The organism is Pedobacter lithocola (assembly GCF_042650845.1).
In the GTDB taxonomy this organism is placed as follows: Bacteria; Bacteroidota; Bacteroidia; order Sphingobacteriales; family Sphingobacteriaceae; genus Pedobacter; species Pedobacter lithocola.
In genome coordinates, this window is record NZ_JBHSBW010000007.1 from 24,177 (window position 1) to 41,246 (window position 17,070).

A 17,070-nucleotide genomic window follows, 5' to 3' on the forward strand; every position below is an offset into this window, starting at 1 on the left:
CTTTTGAACAAACACCGTGCTAAACGTTTCCAAAATTAGAAAATAGTTTTAATTAGCTACTTAAAAATCTAGCTTAAATATAAATACTTGTTATCACCAGCTTCCACCTGTACCGCCACCACTGCTACTACCACCGCCCCAACTACTGCTTGATGATGAGGAAGAGCTACTGCTTGAAGAAGAGGAGCCAGATGAAGAACTCGATTCGACTAACATCGGCAATGCTATCCATTTAATAAACTCCACATTTTTGCAGCAGCTGCATTCATTTATTTGTTTTGCTTTACCTGATCTGCTGTAGGTAGCGGTTGTTACGGTAATTACTTTATTTAGTTTATAGGTTCTGAAATTGCATTTGGGGCATTCGGTATAATCTTCATATTCTTCGGCGGGCCACTGTTTAATTATATGTTCCTTTTGGTCTGTACTTAACCAAATGTCATAATCGTAAACTTGTGCTACTTCTTCGGCTCGTTGTCCATCACTTAAAAAAGGTTTCCCTTCTACATTCACATCTCTATCAACGCGAGTCATTTCCCTGTTTTTACTATCCAGGATTGGTTTAAATCTATCAATATTTTTTGCACTTTTAAATAGATAAGAAATGAGTACGAATAAAATCAAGGGAGAAAAGATAATTAGCCAAAAATTCTTTTTATTAAATGATGTTACCGCTTGAAAAAAGTTTTCATCATCATTGTGTGCATTTCTTAAAGTAGCTATATAATACAAATAGCGAAAGAACAAGCCGATGGCTAGAATGCAATATAAAATGATAGGGATATAAACTAATTCTATTTTCTTAAATAAATTAAATCCATTAAAAAATATCAGTAGAAATATGCTGATAAAACTAAAGATAAAAAAACCAGCACAGCCATTGGAAAGGGTTTTTTCAAATTTGGTATTGCCACTAGCTTTTGGCTTAGCAACTTTTTTTTCTTGTTTATTAACCAACTTAAAAACTCCGAAGAAGCCCAAGATTACAACAACCAATGGGACCCAAAATCTTTCTAAGTTGTTATTGTTTTCTTTTTGAGTAAAAAATTGATTGAGTTCAGATTTATTTTCGGGGTTTATAACAATTACGCCAATAGCATCAATTGTATTGATGATTCCATTGCCAAAGTCATTCTCCCTAAAAGCAGGCACTAGATTTTGCTCGGCAATGTGTTTCAGCTTAACATCTGGCAAAACACCTTCAACGCCTGTTCCGGTAATAAAGCGATATTTTCTTCTGTCTTTAGCAATAAATAAAAGTAAGCCATTGTTACTTGTTTTTTGCCCTATTCCCCAAGTGTTAAAAAGTTCGTAAGCAAAATCAAAATCTTCTTTATCCTGCTCGAAATCATTAACGATAACTACAGCAACTTGAACATTGGTTTTGATTTCTAATTCGGATATAGACGCATTGATTGAGGCTACATCCCCATCGCTTAAAATACCATCTGGATTGCTTATCCAACCACCGCCATTGTTTTTAGGATCTGGAATTTCGTTAATTTTGTATGCTTTTTGAGCTACTACTGAACTCGATAAAAATATAAATAGAGCTAAAAGTTTAAATAAATGGTATTTGAGCATATTAAGAGCGATTTAATTTATTATTAATGCCGATGTCACTCTAAAAACCAATAGGAATGTGAACTTACTGTTTCAATATTTTCTCCACAACCTTATCGAGTTTACTTTTGTTTTTTATAAATGGCTCAAGATTATACAATTGCACGGTTTTGAATTCTATCGGATGGCTCTCACTTTGCAATGCAATATAGCCAGCGGTTAGTGGTTTTCCATCAATTTTGACTTTAGCATCAAAATTTGAAACATTACCACCACCCATTTGCGGTTTGGTATATTCTAAGACAACTTCACCATCAATAATATGTTTAATAACCGAATCGCCTAGAACTAAAAATTGTGCCGTTACCCATTGGTCGCCGGCATATGTTTTTGATTTAGAATCTAAACAATGTTGCGTAAAAAGCTTTCCGTTAAAGAAAATATTTGTACCTGGAGTGCATACATTGCTGGTATGGCGCTCGTGTTCACCATCTCCACCTAATATTTGTGCTTCAACAGAAATAGGAAAATCTTGATCTTTTAACATCGTTTTCGGATCCTGAGAATGCAACATTGCGCCGCTATTTCTTAAAGCCCAACCTTCGCCACCATTGGCTTGCTGGCCAATAAAACGATAAGTAACTTTTAGTAAGTAGGCAGAAAATGCTTTTTTATAAAAAATGTGCCCGTACTGCTGGTCGAAAGCTCCATAGCCATCATAGCTAACTTTCATTAAGCCATTTTTAACACTAAAAGTATTGGCGTAATTATCGTTTAAGTTGTGCTTTGAAATTTTAATAGTCCAATCTTTTAAATCCTTACCATTAAATAGATTAATCCAGTCTTTTTGTGCATTTGCATTTAAGGATGTTATTGCACAGACTATAATAAGGAAAGTGATTTGTTTAAATCTCATAACTTTAGCGATATATTTTATCCTAAAGTATGAATTTTTGTTAAACCTTATTTATTATTTAGCTAATAATGGTTCAACACGTTGTAGAGCAAAATCAAGTTGTTCTTGTGGTGTAAGGTTTGTGTTGTCTAAAATTATGGCATCATCTGCTCTTACCAGCGGACTCTCTTTTCTAGTTGTATCAGCATAGTCGCGGTGTGCTAAATTTTCGAAAACTTCTTCTAAAGTTGTTTCATCATTGCCTTTGCTTTGTAACTCTTTAAATCGGCGTTCGGCTCTAATTTTTGGGTCGGCAGTCATAAATAACTTAATGGGCGCATCAGGAAAAACAGTGGTGCCAATATCACGCCCATCCATAACAATGTTTTTAGATTTCCCCATTCGCTGCTGTTGTTTAACCATTTCATGGCGAACAATTTTATGGGCAGAAACCTCACTTACATTTTCTGATACCGGCATTAAGCGAATTTCATCAGAAACTTCTTCGCCATTTAAAGTGATATGCGATTCGTAATCTCTCGAATGAAAATTCAGTTCAATGTGTTGCAATGCATCGATAACTTTTGCATCATCGGTTATATCAACATTATTTCTAAGGAAAAACAGCGTAACCGCTCGGTACATAGCACCGCTATCAACATAAATAAAAGCTAATTTTTTAGCCAATGCCTTAGCTAATGTACTTTTTCCACACGATGAATAGCCATCTATTGCTACAACTAGGTTTTTTTTCATTCTGCCACAAAGTTAAAAAATACAAACAGAATGATGCATTTTTTAAAAAGTAGTGATACAATTATTTATCAAATCTGGCTATCCAAACAGAGGTGTAAGGATGAAGCCAGCCTTCATGCTGCAAGTACCAAAATAGCCCTTCATCTATTCTAAAGGCAAATAAACCGTATAGATAATGATTGGCGTTATGGGTAGTGTAGTTTTGGCGATAGTGAAAATAGGTTACCAATGTTGCTTTTTTATGGTCGCCATCGTTAGTAATTTCTAGGGTACATGGGTCAAAAGCTGCTGCAAATCTAAAATTTCCATTAAATCGTTCGCCCCATTTATTCCAGGCAACTTCATTTTTTCCTTTTAGATGTAGCATTTTTTGAATATCGGGTGCGCCTAAAAAGTCATTATCGTAAAATACCCTTGTTTTATTTTCTTTTGGAAATAACAAATAAAAATTTTGCTTGCTAGCTTCCGGGAAAGGAATGAAATCACCAACGGTTATAATTAATAACGTACCATAAATGCCTAATTTCTCTCTTAATTTTAAATGATAACCGTTATTAATTTGAGCCTGGTAAGCCTCAGAGTGTTGGTTGTATTGCCTTAAGTTATATGGTGTAGAAAGTAAAAATATTAAAATTGCTATGCATAGGGTTATTGTAATAAACTTCCGATTTTTTTTGCGTACGAATGCGACAGCTGCTACAACTAATGCTAAAACAAACAGATAAAAAATATGTAATGAATAGCAAAATGTCCAAAATAACAGGAAGGTAAATATGAAACAAATGATGCAAAATAAAAGTGTGCGGAGAAAGTAGTTAGCTTTCTGACCGAAGGATTTTAGAGTCATGGGACGTTTTAGCTTTGCGCTTATTTAGAATGATTTTTTGAAGATAAAATTTATCAACGAATAAACAAAATTACGTAAAATGAAATGTTTATTTTAACACTTTATATGTTAAGTTTTAAAATATATTTGAGCTAAAATTGAATAATAATGGTACCGAATAAAGAGGAGATACTAAAATCTGTAAGTTTTAAAACATCAAGAAGTGGGGGCAAAGGTGGGCAAAATGTTAATAAAGTATCAAGCAAGGTAGAACTCATTATAAATATTGATGATGCGGAATTTTTAACTGAGGAGGAAAAAAGTATCATAAAAATGAAGCTGGAAAAGAGGATAGATTCGGAAGGACTTTTGCACATCGTTTCGCAAGAAGATAGAAGTCAGCTTTTAAATAAAGAAAAAACTATTGCAAAGCTAATTGAACTAATAAAAAAATCTCTTCAAGTACAAAAGAAACGGAAACCCACAAAAATTCCAAAATCGGTTGTAGAGCAAAGGTTGAAAAATAAAAATGTAAATGCTTTTAAAAAGGAAGCCAGGAAAAATCCAAATTTAGACTAACTTCCGAATCTGTAGTACAAGCTCAAGCCACCATAGTTTTGAGCTTTTGCATCGCTTTTAACTTCTTTGGTTTTAAATATGATATTAAAATCGATAGTAAATCTTTTTGAACTATAATTTACGCCAAATTGCTGTTCGAAAACAACTGGTTTTATGCCGAAAGTTACCGGACTATCATTGTTAAAAAGACTGCCTTGAATGGTTGCATCATAAGCAACAACATTTAGTTGAGGTTTTGCATAGAAGAAAAACTCCGAAGAATTTAAGCTTTTTGTTTTAGCATCGCCAATAACTGCATTATGATATGCACTATTAAATAATTGATTTAATCTACCGGCTCTAAACAAAATTGATGCTCCAACACCATTAAGTGTTGTTCCTAAATTTGCATAACCTTGCCCGCTAAAATCTACAGCATTATCTTCTGAACGATGAATAAGACTGCTGTAATTGCCAGATACGTTTACCGCAACTTCATTTTTAATTTGGTATTCCCACCCTGATGGCGTGTAAAATCCTACCGTTTTATGTAGAAATTTTTGCGCATCTTCTGCTAAAGAGTTTGGCCCTACAGCTCCTAGTTCTACGCTTGTCTTTAAAACACTTTCTTTTTTGTAAAAAACAGAATATGCTGCACCACCATATAAATAACCTGCAAAAGGCCTGTCTTGGTCTTCTTTTTTGGCAACCTGACCCCAGTATGGTGTAAATATTTTTTGTCCAACAGAAATTTCGTAAGTTTTTTTCTCTACGTTTTCCCTTAAATTGTCAGGTTTTAAAGCTTTGCGATAATAGATAAATAATCCATTGGTATAATATCTATCATTTAGAGTTGCTAAATAAGCATCGTTTTCCGTTTTAAAACCGAACTCACTTATAAAATTTTGAGCCTTTAAGGTTCCGCAAATGAACAGTAGTATAAGAAAGGTTAAAATCGGTTTCATAAAAAAGTCCCGATGATTTATCGGGACTATAAAAGTATCTATTGTTTGCCAATTAATTAATCTGCAGATTAAAATAATTTAAAATATTACAAACTAGTTAACGATTGGAGCTATTTTAAGAGTTAAATCAATTGGCTTTTTTACTTTGTTTTTTAATAACGCAAGTTCAATAACTTCACTCATCTCCGAAACATAATGAAAGGTTAAGTCTTTTATATAACTTTCTTTAATTTCTAAAATATCCTTCCTGTTGCTTTTGCAAAGTATAATTTCTTTAATATTTGCTCTTTTCGCAGCTAGTATTTTCTCTTTAATTCCACCTACTGGTAATACCTTGCCACGTAAAGTAATTTCGCCCGTCATTGCTAAATGTTGCTTAACTTTTCGTTGGGTAAAAGCCGAAGTTAAAGCTGTAAGCATAGTTACACCGGCCGAAGGTCCATCTTTTGGTGTTGCACCAGCAGGTACGTGCACATGGACATCCCAATTATCAAACAATGTATAATCAATTCCAAATTCATTTGCATGAGCACGTAAATAGGCTAGGGCAATAACGGCTGATTCCTTCATTACATCGCCAAGGTTACCGGTTAACGTTAATTTACCTTTACCTGGACTTAAACTAGATTCGATGAAAAGAATATCGCCACCTACGCTTGTCCAGGCTAAACCTGTTACAACGCCGGCAACTTCATTTCCTTCATATAAATCTTTGTCATAAATTGGTGCGCCTAAAATCCGCTCTACATCATCATTAGTTAAAGTAACGTTGTATTCCTCTTCCATTGCTATTTTTGTCGCAACACCACGAACAAGTGAACCAACTTTTTTCTCTAAGCCACGTACACCACTTTCGCGAGTGTAATCTTCTATAACTTTTTCGATTAGCGCAGGCTTTAAAACAATGTCTTTTAGTTTTAAACCATGATTTTCTTTTTGCTTAGGCAACAAAAATTTCTTAGCAATTTCTATTTTCTCTTCAATGGTGTAACCATTAACTTCAATTATCTCCATACGATCTAACAAAGCAGGTTGTATGGTGCTTAAAGAATTGGCTGTTGCTATAAAAAGTATGTTTGATAAATCATAATCCATTTCTACGTAGTGATCGTAGAAAGCATTATTCTGTTCAGGATCTAAAACTTCAAGCAAGGCTGATGAAGGGTCGCCACGGTGATCTGTACCAACTTTATCAATTTCATCTAAAACAAAAACAGGATTATCTGCTCCGGCTTTTTTAATGGATGATATTATACGACCAGGCATTGCACCAATATAGGTTTTGCGGTGACCACGAATTTCAGCTTCATCGCGAATACCACCCAAAGCCATTCGTACATATTTGCGTCCTAAAGCTTTAGCTATCGATTTTCCTAAAGATGTTTTACCAACTCCCGGAGGGCCAACCAAACAAAGAATTGGTGCCTTCATATTCCGTTTTAGTTTCAATACCGCTAAATATTCGATAATGCGTTGTTTAACTTTTTCAAGCCCAAAATGGTCTTTATCTAAAACCCTTTGTGCTCGTTTTAAATCGAAGTTATCTTTAGTAAATTCACTCCAAGGCAAATCTAAAAGTAATTCTAGGTAATTAAGTTGTATAGAATAATCAGGTGCCGCAGGGTTCATACGACCTAATTTATCAAGCTCTTTATCAAAATGGGCATAAACTTCTTTAGTCCATTTTTTCTTTTTAGCTCTTTCTTGCAAGGCATCAAATTCTATATCGGCCGAATTACCACCTAGCTCTTCCTGTATGGTTTTTAATTGCTGGTTTAAGAAATAATCACGCTGCTGCTTATCCAAATCAGTACGAACTTTAGATTGAATTTGATTTCTCAACTCCAACATTTGCAGTTCAACCATCAATAATTCCATTACTTTCTGAGCCCGCTCAAGCAAATTATCCATTTCCAGGATTTTTTGTTTATCAGACATTTCGGCATTCATATTTGATGATATGAAGTTGATCAGAAATGAATTGCTTTCGATGTTTTTTAAAGCAATGCTGGCTTCAGTTGGGATATTTGGGGAAAGTTGTATAATTTGAGAAGACATTTCCCGAATTGAGGCAATAAGTGCCTTAAATTCTTTATCGGTTTTTGTTTTCTGCTCTTCGAATTTTTTTACCGATGCTTTGATATAAGGTTCGTTTTGAACCTCTTCCAATAAACTAAAACGTTGCTTGCCCTGAATTATAACGGTAGTATTACCATCTGGCATTTGAAGCAATTTAATAATATTTGCAACAGTACCAACCGTATTAAGCTGCTCAAAAGTAGGATCTTCAATAGATACATCTTTTTGAGAAACCACACCTATGATTTTATTTCCTTTGTAAGCTTCTTTAATTAGCTTTATCGATTTATCCCTACCAACTGTTATCGGTATCACTACACCCGGAAATAGTACCGTATTACGCAAAGGTAGTATTGCTAATATTTCAGGAGTATCCTCATTGTTCATTTCTTCCTCATCTTGTTGAGACATGAGTGGGAAAAATTCAGTATCCTCGTTTATAATTGGCATCGCGTTATTAAAATCAAATATATCTTGTTTACTCATTCTTATATAATATAACGACAAACTGACAGTTTTGCCGCAGGTAATTTGTGTGTTTTGGTGTTATCCATATTAAATTCAACTCTTGTGCCAAAGTTGCTTTATGGTAATGTTATTTTAAAATGAACGAAATGTTATGAAAAAAAGGCAGGAATAATCAATTTTAGGCCAAATATCATATAATTAGAAATTAAGCGTTTAGGTATTGTGTAATAGATTTAGTGAATGTAAAAAAATTAAACCGCTTTATTTTCTAAGAATTGAATTATATTGCGTCGATATTTTATTCATTCATTTGAAATAAAATTTAGATTTGTTAACTTATTAACAGTACATGAATTATTTTAAACAGACCGTTTTAGGTTTAATCATATTATCATCTAGCAGTAGTTATGCGCAAAATGGCAACGATAAAAAAATTATGGATGCCATGGTTAAAGGGGATTATAAAACCGCAGTAACCCAACTCGAAAAAGCCGATGCCAAAGATGGAAACAATGCCAATGTTTTAAAAATGCTTGGTTATTCTTATTACCAAAATGGAGATTACGAAAATTCGATTACTACTTACAGTCGTTTAATTGTTTTAAAACCAGGTGAAATTTCTGCTTACTACTACCGTGGAAAAGCTAGGTTAAATGTGGCTAACGATCCAAAACAATCTTTAAACGCTTTGCGTGATAACTTTTACACTGCTGCAATTAAGGATTTTACTAAAGCAAGCGAATTAAGCGGAGAAGAAGATACGCAAATGCTTCAAAACAGAGGTTTAGCTTATAAAGATTATGCCATTTTCAGATCTTTCAAATCCAAAAAAGCGGTAGAAAAAGCGGCTTGTATTGCATTGTTTAACAATTCGATTGCTGATTTTCAAAAAGTGTTAACCTTACAGCCTTTAAGAAAAGATATTTTAGACTGGATTGCTTACGATAAAGCGCAAATTGCTAGTTTGAAATGAACTAAACCAGTTACTAAAAAAAAGGCTTGAACTTGAAATTCAAGCCTTTTTTTATTTGAATCTACCGCTAATCTGATAGTTTTTGGCATTAAGTAATTTAATCTGTTGGTGCTTTTTTATCTGGTATAAGCTATCTGGATAGTATGTTAAGGTATCACCTGAAGTGTATAGAATGTTTTTGTTTGAAATGATAATCTGAACTTTTTGAATCTCTTGATTATACTTTTCAATTAGTACATCTTTTACTGGAATCTTTTTGCTTGCTGAGGTATAATGTTCTTTGTTTGCCGTTCTATCGATAGTAAAACTACCTCTCCATGATGATTTATTGATATCGGCACTGCTAAAAATTGCCAGTTCTTTATCCCAATCTTTAATGGTTTGAGTCTTGGTTTCAGTCGCATTGTTCACAAATACTTGTTTGGTAATTTGAGGATTAGTTTTTTTTAATCTGGAGGCTTCCTTTTTAAAATAGCCATTAATATCAAAATACAGCAAATCAGTATTTGCTTTCGATTCTTCTCGCTGATTACAGGAAAACAAACCGAAGGCTGCTACTAAAACAATTACTTTTTTATACATTATATTAAAACATTACCTGTCATCGTTTCAGGTATTGATACACCAAGAATTTTTAAAATGGTTGGAGCAATATCACCAAGTTTACCATTAGCCAATGTTTTATAATCATCATCAATTAATATACATGGAACCAGGTTGGTTGTATGAGCTGTATTTGGCGAGCCATCGTTATTAACCATAAATTCAGAATTACCGTGATCTGCCAAGAGGATAAATGAATATCCATTTTCTAAACCTTTGTTAACTACAATCTCGGCACATTTATCAGCCGTTTCTACAGCTTTAATTACCGCTTGGAAAACGCCGGTATGCCCAACCATATCCGGATTAGCAAAATTTAAACAAATAAAATCTGCCCAACCGGTTTCCATTTCTTTTGTAATTGCATCAGTTATTCCTGCTGCACTCATTTCAGGTTGTAAATCGTATGTAGCAACTTTAGGCGAAGGGATTAAAATCCGCTTTTCATTTGCAAATTCACTTTCTCTACCACCAGAAAAGAAGAACGTAACGTGAGGATATTTTTCAGTTTCAGCAATACGGATTTGGTTTTTACCATTTTCTGCTAAAACCTCGCCTAAGGTTTGTGTTAAATCATCTTTTGTAAAAACAACATTTACGTTTTCAAAACTCTCATCATAGTTAGTCATAGTAACATAATACAATGGCAATTTATGCATTTGTTGTTCTGGAAAATCTTTTTGCGTTAAAGCAGTTGTAATTTCCCTTCCTCTATCGGTGCGAAAGTTGAAACAGATAACAACATCATCATTTTGAATGGTAGCAACAGGTGTTCCGTTTTCTTGTGTTAAAACAATCGGGTTTATAAACTCATCTGTTACGCCATCATCGTAAGATTTTTTAATTGAAGCTAAGGCATCATTGGTTTTTTCGCCAATGCCATTTACCATAACATCATACGCTTTTTTAACACGTTCCCAACGGTTATCTCTATCCATAGCATAATACCTGCCGATCATGGTAGCTAATTTTGCACTAGAATCTTTGATGTGATTTTGTAAATCCGAAATAAAGCCTAAGCCTGAATTAGGGTCCGTATCGCGGCCATCCAAAAATGCATGTATGAATGTATGTGGTACGTTAGCTTCGTTGGCTGCATCGCATAATGCTTTTAAATGCTCTATATGAGCATGTACGCCGCCATTAGAAACTAAACCGATAAAATGTACAGATTTATTATTTTGTTTTGCATAATCAAAAGCAGCTAATAAAGTTGGGTTTTTATGCAATTCTCTGTCGGTAATAGATTTATTAATTCTACCCAATTCTTGATAAACAACTCTACCAGCACCTAAATTCATGTGCCCAACTTCTGAATTTCCCATTTGTCCGGCTGGTAAACCAACTGCTTCACCTGAGGCCTCTAAATTAGAATTTGGATATTTCTGAAGTAATGAATCGAAAAATGGCGTATTTGCTGCGTAAGCTGCATCAGAATTATCATGTTTTCCATAACCCCAACCATCAAGAATTATGAGGGCGACTTTTTTATTTCTCATTGTTATCTAATCAATTATATGTGATGCAAAACTCAAATATTTAAAATTTAATGTTTTGAGTGTTAATGTTTAGTTTATATGCCAAAAAATTTTTATCAAAATTAAAACATTTTGATAAATGCAATGTTTTAATAATTCTTATAAAGCAAATATAGCTTTATTGGTACTGATATAAATCAAGAAAACCATTTTTTGATATGCTAATGGCATAATTTTAGCTATAGGGTCGTTATATAATGCTGAAATGATCCGAAGCCTGTTTTTATTTTTTATAGCTATAACGCCAATATACCGTTCATTAGCCATGCAGGCCGATATTATTGATGATCTATCTGCTTATTTTAAAGCTGGAAATTCTAAAGAAATTGCTAAAAATTTTGCCCCAACTATAGAACTGATTATAATTGATGAAGAAGATGTCTATTCTAAAGCACAGGGTGAACAAATTTTGAAAGATTTTTTTAATAAAAATCAACCTGTTAAAACAAGTATTTTTCATAGAATAAATAACAGTCAGAGTTATAGGTTTGGTGTAATTTTGGTAAGTACATCAAAAGAAACTTACAGGGTTTCTATTACCATGAAAAAGTTTAATACGGCTTTTTTAATTACCGAACTTAGAATTGAACCTGCAAAAGATTAGTTTAATATCTTTATCTGATTCTTAAAATCGCCTTCTTACAAATAATTGTTACTTTTGCGGCTTAAATAACCAAATTTTGGATAAGCAACTTATAGCTCAATTTATAAAAAATGCACTCGCTGAAGATGTTGGCGATGGTGATCATACCTCACTGGCTACAATACCGGCTGGAACACGAGGAAAGGCAAAGCTCATTATAAAAGAAGATGGAATTTTAGCTGGTGTAGAATTGGCTTTAGAAATATTTTCTGAGGTAGATAGTTCTTTGGTAGTTGACGTGATAATGCATGATGGTTACCATGTTAAAGTTGGCGACATTGCATTAACAGTTTCTGGAAGTACCTATTCCATTCTTATTGCCGAGCGTTTGGTGTTAAATTGTATGCAACGGATGAGTGGTATTGCCACCAAAACAAATAGAATTGTAGCTCTCTTAAAAAACACAAAAACTAAACTTTTAGATACCCGAAAAACCACACCAGGCTTACGTTATTTAGAAAAATGGGCAGTACGTATAGGTGGTGGTGTAAATCACCGCATTGGTTTGTACGATATGATTTTAATAAAGGATAATCATGTTGATTACGCTGGAGGCATCAGTAACGCTATAAACGCAGCCAAAAAATACCTTGCAGATAATAACAAATCATTGCAAATAGAAATTGAGGTTAGGAATATTGATGAACTAAGTCAAGTGATAGAGGCAGGAGGAGCAGATAGAATTATGCTTGATAACTTTAATTATACCGATTTAAGAGCTGCGGTTGAACTTATTAACGGGCGTTTTATTACAGAAGCTTCTGGAGGTATTACGGAAGATAATGTTGCCGAATACGCTGCATGTGCGGTTGATTATATTTCTATGGGAGCACTTACACACTCTGTGAAAAGCCTTGATATGAGTTTAAAAGCATATTAATCTGTGATTTCATATATAAAGGAAAACTTATTTTTTGTATCATTGTAGGCTATGGTTACGGTTTATTCTCTCTCGGCCTTATTAATTGCTTACCTCTTTGGGTCAATTCCAACAGCGGTATGGTTAGGACAGGCATTTTACGGTGTTGATGTTAGAGAATACGGCAGTGGCAATGCAGGTGCTACCAATACTTTTCGTGTTTTAGGTAAAAAGGCAGGCATAGCCGTAATGGTTATTGATATTGCTAAAGGTTATACGGCAACCAATCTTGCTTACTTAATTGGCATGTCTGTTACCGGACCGCAAAATTCAGCTCAATTTGTAAATTATCAATTAGCACTCGGCGTTACTGCAGTTTTAGGGCATTTGTTCCCGATTTTTGCAGGTTTTAGAGGAGGAAAAGGTGTTGCAACACTTTTTGGAATGATTTTAGCAGTTCACTTTGAAGCATCTATGCTTTGCGTTCTGGTTTTTGTGGTGGTATTACTTTTAACAAAATACGTTTCCTTAAGTTCAATCTGCGCCGGATTTACATTTCCGCTTAGTATTGTTTTTCTTTTTCAGGTTTCAATAAAATCTGAAGTGCTTTACGGCATGGTAGTTTGCGTGTTGATTCTGGTAACACATCAAAAAAATCTCGAAAGATTGCTGAAAGGCAAAGAATCTAAAGTGTATTTGTTTAAGAAAAAGGCTAATTAAACTAACAAACACATGTTTGAAACAAATTGTATGCTTGCCTGTTAAAGGGTATAGCTTATGACTATGTTTCTAACCAATTATCATTAACTTATGAAAAAATTATTTTTAACGGCTACTGTTGCCGCTACGCTTTTGTTAAACTCATGTTCAACAGTACCGTTAACTGGTAGAAGCAGATTAGATTTGGTTAGTAACGATCAAGTTTTGCCAATGGCTTTCCAAGCGTATGGTGAGTTTTTAACAGAAAATAAAGCTACCGTATTACCAGCTTCAAGTGCTCAAGCTTTAAAGGTAAAAACGATTGGTAGTAGATTAATTACTGCAGTTCAAACCTACATGAACAATAATAACTACGGTAATTTGATAAAAGATTATAAATGGGAAGTTAATGTTGTGCAAAATAACGAGAAAAATGCATGGTGTATGCCAGGTGGTAAAATTGTTGTTTACACAGGTATTTTACCTGTAACACAAGATGATGCTGGTTTAGCAACTGTAATGGGTCATGAAATTGCACATGCAATCGCAGGTCATTCAGCAGAGCGTATGTCGCAACAAATGGTTTCGCAAGGTATTGCTACCGCAGGTGGGGTTGCACTTTCTAAAAACCCGAGAGCACAATCTACTTTTAACACACTTTATGGTGTAGGTGCTCCAATTGCAATGTTAAAATATTCTCGTAATCAAGAATTAGAAGCTGATAGGTTAGGTTTAATTTTTATGGCTATGGCAGGATACAATCCTACAGCTTCTACAAGTTTTTGGCAAAGAATGTCTGCTTCATCAGCTGGAGCACAAAAACCTGCAGAATTTTTAAGTACGCACCCAAGTGATGCTACAAGAATTGCACAAATACAAAAATATTTACCTGAGGCTCAACAGTATTACAAAAAGTAAGCATAAGGTTAAAATTTTAAAGGCGGAAGGTTTGCATGGAGCAAACCTTCCGCCTTTTTTTTAATTATAAAGAGTAGCTCAAAAGACAATTGCAAAAGCTATCCAAGAACCTGTAAAATCGCACTTGCTTTTAATAGGCATTCGTCGTATTCGGCCTGAGCTTCACTTTGATAAGTAATTGCACCACCAACTTGAAACGACAAATATTTGTTTTCAGCGTTATATAAAATGCTGCGGATGATTACATTGAAATCGAAATCGCCATTAGGATTTATGCAACCAAATGAACCCGAGTAAACACCTCTTTTAGTTTCTTCGAATTTCTCAATCAATTTCATGGCTTTAACTTTTGGCGCACCAGTCATCGAACCCATCGGAAAAGCATTTTTTATCGCATCAATAAAATGAACTGCAGGATTTAATTCGCAACTTATGGTTGATATCATTTGATGAACTTGTGGGAAAGTATAAATACCAAAAAGCTCATCCACTTTAACAGAACCTTTAACCGCAGATTTTGTTAAATCATGTCGTACCAAATCAACAATCATCACGTTTTCAGCTTGCTCTTTGGTGCTGTTTCTTAATGTCGCTTTTATAATTTCATCATTTGCTTGGTCGAAACTTCGCTTTGCCGTGCCTTTAATCGGTTGAGAGATTAAACGATTATTACGTTTACATAGAAAACGCTCTGGTGTTGCCGATAAAATATATTGATTGTGAAACTTGAAGTAACCTGCAAACGGAGTAGGTGAGAGGTCGCTGAGTGCTTCATAAGTTTGTATAGGATCAATTTCTGCATGTTCAGCAAAAAACTCCTGACAGAAGTTTATTTCGTAAATATCACCTCTAGCAATATGCTCTTTTAGTGCAGTTACTTTATTAAGGTATTTCTCCTTACTGATTTTTGCGTTGATGTTTATCTTTTGAATTGCTTCATCGATTATAACAAATTGGCTGATTTCATTTAGATTTAACTCATTACCAATCAAAATTTCTGCCATTCCATCTTTGCAAACAAGTAAGAATTCAGGCACAAAAAAATATAAATCTGGGAAGCTTAGGCGGTCGGTATTTTCTGAATTTAAATCTTCAATTTCGTTTTTTAAATCATAACTAAAAAAGCCAAAAAGCCATTGTTTATTTTCTTCAAAAAAAGATTTTAATTTTTCGAAGGCATTACCTACAGATGATTTTAATTCTGCTTTGCTGCCAACGGCTAAAACAAAATCATAAGCTGTATAATTATCCTTGTAGTGGTTCGAATCTAGAAAACAGCATACATCAAATTGGTTTGCCCAATGCAATGCCTTCTGCTTAAAATCAGGAATATTTTGTATGGCCTTCAAACTATAGCAAAGTTAAAATTAATCCTAAATCTCAACAAAAAAAGCAACCCGACAAAGGTTGCTTTTGATAGTATTTTCTAAATAATTTTAATCCAATATTAATGTCTGTGCTCTATCTGGTCCAACCGAAAGGTATTTAATAGGCACTTCTAACTCCTTTTCTAAAAATTCGATATATGCAGTAAGTTTAGTCGGAATTTCATCAACAGTAGTAATTTTAGTCACATCAGTTTCCCAGCCATCAATTGCTTTTAAAACGGGTTTTGGCTCTATTGAAATAATATCATAAGGCATGTAATCGATAGTTTCGCCGTTATATTCATAGTGTGTACAAGCATAAATAGTATCAAAGCCATCTAAAACATCTGCTTTCATCATAATTAATTCTGTAACTCCGTTTAACATGATGGCATATTTTAATGCTGGTAAATCTATCCATCCGCAACGGCGAGCACGGCCAGTTGTTGCACCAAATTCATGACCAATCTGGCGAAGGTTTTCACCAACTTCATTGTCTAACTCAGTTGGAAACGGACCACCACCAACACGAGTGCAATACGCTTTAAAAATGCCATAAACAGCACCTACTTTATTTGGTGCAATGCCTAAACCGGTACAAGCACCAGCCGTAGTAGTATTACTTGATGTTACAAATGGATATGAACCAAAATCAACATCCAACAATGTTCCTTGGGCACCTTCAGCTAAAACAGCTTTTCCTTCTTTTAAGTAACCATTAACAAAATGCTCACTATCAACGTGTGGAATTGTTTTTAAGAATTCAATCGCTTCAAAAAACGATGCTTCTTTTTCTGCTAATTCATATTCAAAACCCCCGTAATGAGAAAGAATTTCGGTGTGTTTTTCAACTAATTTTTTATAACGATCTTTAAAATCAGGAAGGGTAGTATCGCCAACACGTAAACCATTACGTCCGGTTTTATCCATATATGTTGGGCCAATTCCTTTTAGCGTAGATCCAATTTTATTTTTACCCATTCTGGCTTCATTAGCTGCATCCAAAAGTTGATGGGTGGGTAAAATTAAGTGTGCTTTACGGGCAATCACTAATTTGCCATCGGCTACCGGGTCGTGACCAGCTTTTTTAAGATTATCTAACTCTCTTTTTAAAATAATTGGGTCGATAACTACACCATTACCAATAAGGTTCATGGTTTTTTCGTTAAAAATTCCTGATGGGATGGTATTTAAAACAAACTTTTTGCCATCGAATTCTAGCGTATGTCCTGCATTCGGACCACCCTGAAAACGGGCAATAAGATCATATTTCGGACTAAGAACATCAACAATTTTTCCCTTTCCTTCATCACCCCATTGCAGGCCGAGAAGTACATCTACTTGCGTCATTATTAAAAAA

The 17,070-nt window shown here is 34.3% G+C and carries 16 protein-coding genes; 6 read left to right on the forward strand and 10 right to left on the reverse strand.

Features of this window, described 5'->3' with window-relative positions; all coding sequences use genetic code 11:
• Window positions 1–93 precede the first annotated feature (93 nt).
• The 4 genes from ACFOWA_RS02515 to ACFOWA_RS02530 all read right to left on the reverse strand — a co-directional run bounded on the left by ACFOWA_RS02515 (window position 94) and on the right by ACFOWA_RS02530 (window position 4,061).
• On the reverse strand, window positions 94–1,584 hold the full coding sequence (locus tag ACFOWA_RS02515; protein ID WP_378981456.1) for a TPM domain-containing protein: 1,491 nt from the start codon (window positions 1,582–1,584) through the stop codon (window positions 94–96).
• A gap of 64 nt (window positions 1,585–1,648) precedes the next feature.
• A complete protein-coding gene (locus tag ACFOWA_RS02520) occupies window positions 1,649–2,479 on the reverse strand; it encodes a 3-keto-disaccharide hydrolase (RefSeq protein WP_378981458.1) in 831 nt (276 codons plus the stop codon).
• Window positions 2,480–2,533: 54 nt separating this feature from the next.
• Entirely contained in the window at window positions 2,534–3,214 is a 681-nt protein-coding gene (gene cmk, locus ACFOWA_RS02525; RefSeq protein ID WP_378981460.1) for a (d)CMP kinase, read from the reverse strand.
• A gap of 61 nt (window positions 3,215–3,275) precedes the next feature.
• Entirely contained in the window at window positions 3,276–4,061 is a 786-nt protein-coding gene (locus ACFOWA_RS02530; protein WP_378981462.1) for a hypothetical protein, read from the reverse strand.
• 147 nt (window positions 4,062–4,208) lie between these two features.
• On the opposite strand from ACFOWA_RS02530, the gene arfB reads away from it, so the two are divergent.
• Complete coding sequence (gene arfB, locus ACFOWA_RS02535; protein WP_378981464.1) at window positions 4,209–4,619, forward strand: alternative ribosome rescue aminoacyl-tRNA hydrolase ArfB; 411 nt, start codon at window positions 4,209–4,211, stop codon at window positions 4,617–4,619.
• Here arfB and ACFOWA_RS02540 read toward each other — a convergent pair.
• Window positions 4,616–5,563, reverse strand: a complete 948-nt coding sequence (locus ACFOWA_RS02540; protein ID WP_378981466.1) for a lipid A deacylase LpxR family protein — start codon at window positions 5,561–5,563, stop codon at window positions 4,616–4,618. The genes arfB and ACFOWA_RS02540 overlap by 4 nt on opposite strands.
• A gap of 93 nt (window positions 5,564–5,656) precedes the next feature.
• Window positions 5,657–8,128, reverse strand: coding sequence for an endopeptidase La (gene lon, locus ACFOWA_RS02545; protein WP_378981468.1), 2,472 nt, complete (start codon window positions 8,126–8,128; stop codon window positions 5,657–5,659).
• Window positions 8,129–8,459: 331 nt separating this feature from the next.
• Here lon and ACFOWA_RS02550 point away from each other — a divergent pair, with 331 nt between their 5' ends.
• Window positions 8,460–9,083: a tetratricopeptide repeat protein gene (locus tag ACFOWA_RS02550; RefSeq protein WP_378981470.1), complete on the forward strand. Its 624-nt coding sequence runs from the start codon at window positions 8,460–8,462 to the stop codon at window positions 9,081–9,083.
• Window positions 9,084–9,134: 51 nt separating this feature from the next.
• Here ACFOWA_RS02550 and ACFOWA_RS02555 read toward each other — a convergent pair whose 3' ends face one another.
• Window positions 9,135–9,665, reverse strand: a complete 531-nt coding sequence (locus ACFOWA_RS02555) for a hypothetical protein (RefSeq protein ID WP_378981472.1) — start codon at window positions 9,663–9,665, stop codon at window positions 9,135–9,137.
• Window positions 9,665–11,185: a 2,3-bisphosphoglycerate-independent phosphoglycerate mutase gene (gene gpmI / locus ACFOWA_RS02560; RefSeq protein ID WP_378981474.1), complete on the reverse strand. Its 1,521-nt coding sequence runs from the start codon at window positions 11,183–11,185 to the stop codon at window positions 9,665–9,667. The genes ACFOWA_RS02555 and gpmI overlap by 1 nt, the downstream gene beginning before the upstream one ends.
• A gap of 244 nt (window positions 11,186–11,429) precedes the next feature.
• On the opposite strand from gpmI, the gene ACFOWA_RS02565 reads away from it, so the two are divergent.
• The 4 genes from ACFOWA_RS02565 (at window position 11,430) to ACFOWA_RS02580 (ending at window position 14,343) form a co-directional block, all read left to right on the forward strand.
• The gene (locus ACFOWA_RS02565) at window positions 11,430–11,828 is read left to right on the forward strand and encodes a DUF4783 domain-containing protein (protein WP_378981476.1); all 399 of its coding nucleotides are present in this window, start codon (window positions 11,430–11,432) and stop codon (window positions 11,826–11,828) included.
• 76 nt (window positions 11,829–11,904) lie between these two features.
• Entirely contained in the window at window positions 11,905–12,747 is an 843-nt protein-coding gene (gene nadC / locus ACFOWA_RS02570) for a carboxylating nicotinate-nucleotide diphosphorylase (protein ID WP_378981478.1), read from the forward strand.
• A 51-nt stretch (window positions 12,748–12,798) separates the two neighbouring features.
• Window positions 12,799–13,446 (forward strand): glycerol-3-phosphate 1-O-acyltransferase PlsY, encoded by a 648-nt coding sequence (plsY, locus tag ACFOWA_RS02575; RefSeq protein WP_378981480.1) that lies wholly within the window; start codon window positions 12,799–12,801, stop codon window positions 13,444–13,446.
• Window positions 13,447–13,536: 90 nt separating this feature from the next.
• A complete protein-coding gene (locus ACFOWA_RS02580; RefSeq protein WP_378981482.1) occupies window positions 13,537–14,343 on the forward strand; it encodes a M48 family metallopeptidase in 807 nt (268 codons plus the stop codon).
• Window positions 14,344–14,441: 98 nt separating this feature from the next.
• Here the strand turns inward: ACFOWA_RS02580 and ACFOWA_RS02585 are convergent, their stop codons facing one another.
• Together ACFOWA_RS02585 and ACFOWA_RS02590 are read right to left on the reverse strand one after the other, a co-directional pair.
• The gene (locus ACFOWA_RS02585; RefSeq protein ID WP_378981484.1) at window positions 14,442–15,692 is read right to left on the reverse strand and encodes an anthranilate synthase component I family protein; all 1,251 of its coding nucleotides are present in this window, start codon (window positions 15,690–15,692) and stop codon (window positions 14,442–14,444) included.
• Between the two features lie 87 nt (window positions 15,693–15,779).
• Window positions 15,780–17,060, reverse strand: a complete 1,281-nt coding sequence (locus tag ACFOWA_RS02590) for an adenylosuccinate synthase (protein ID WP_378981486.1) — start codon at window positions 17,058–17,060, stop codon at window positions 15,780–15,782.
• Between the last annotated feature and the right edge of the window lie 10 nt (window positions 17,061–17,070).

Excerpts from the sequence above, each read along its gene's own strand:
- ACFOWA_RS02520 (WP_378981458.1), bottom strand. The coding sequence starts at position 2,479 with ATGAGATTTAAACAAATCACTTTCCTTATTATAGTCTGTGCAATAACA.
- ACFOWA_RS02515 (WP_378981456.1), bottom strand. The coding sequence starts at position 1,584 with ATGCTCAAATACCATTTATTTAAACTTTTAGCTCTATTTATATTTTTA.
- cmk (WP_378981460.1), bottom strand. The coding sequence starts at position 3,214 with ATGAAAAAAAACCTAGTTGTAGCAATAGATGGCTATTCATCGTGTGGA.
- ACFOWA_RS02580 (WP_378981482.1), top strand. The coding sequence starts at position 13,537 with ATGAAAAAATTATTTTTAACGGCTACTGTTGCCGCTACGCTTTTGTTA.
- gpmI (WP_378981474.1), bottom strand. The coding sequence starts at position 11,185 with ATGAGAAATAAAAAAGTCGCCCTCATAATTCTTGATGGTTGGGGTTAT.
- ACFOWA_RS02530 (WP_378981462.1), bottom strand. The coding sequence starts at position 4,061 with ATGACTCTAAAATCCTTCGGTCAGAAAGCTAACTACTTTCTCCGCACA.
- ACFOWA_RS02565 (WP_378981476.1), top strand. The coding sequence starts at position 11,430 with ATGATCCGAAGCCTGTTTTTATTTTTTATAGCTATAACGCCAATATAC.
- arfB (WP_378981464.1), top strand. The coding sequence starts at position 4,209 with ATGGTACCGAATAAAGAGGAGATACTAAAATCTGTAAGTTTTAAAACA.
- ACFOWA_RS02540 (WP_378981466.1), bottom strand. The coding sequence starts at position 5,563 with ATGAAACCGATTTTAACCTTTCTTATACTACTGTTCATTTGCGGAACC.
- ACFOWA_RS02590 (WP_378981486.1), bottom strand. The coding sequence starts at position 17,060 with ATGACGCAAGTAGATGTACTTCTCGGCCTGCAATGGGGTGATGAAGGA.
- plsY (WP_378981480.1), top strand. The coding sequence starts at position 12,799 with ATGGTTACGGTTTATTCTCTCTCGGCCTTATTAATTGCTTACCTCTTT.
- lon (WP_378981468.1), bottom strand. The coding sequence starts at position 8,128 with ATGAGTAAACAAGATATATTTGATTTTAATAACGCGATGCCAATTATA.
- ACFOWA_RS02555 (WP_378981472.1), bottom strand. The coding sequence starts at position 9,665 with ATGTATAAAAAAGTAATTGTTTTAGTAGCAGCCTTCGGTTTGTTTTCC.
- ACFOWA_RS02550 (WP_378981470.1), top strand. The coding sequence starts at position 8,460 with ATGAATTATTTTAAACAGACCGTTTTAGGTTTAATCATATTATCATCT.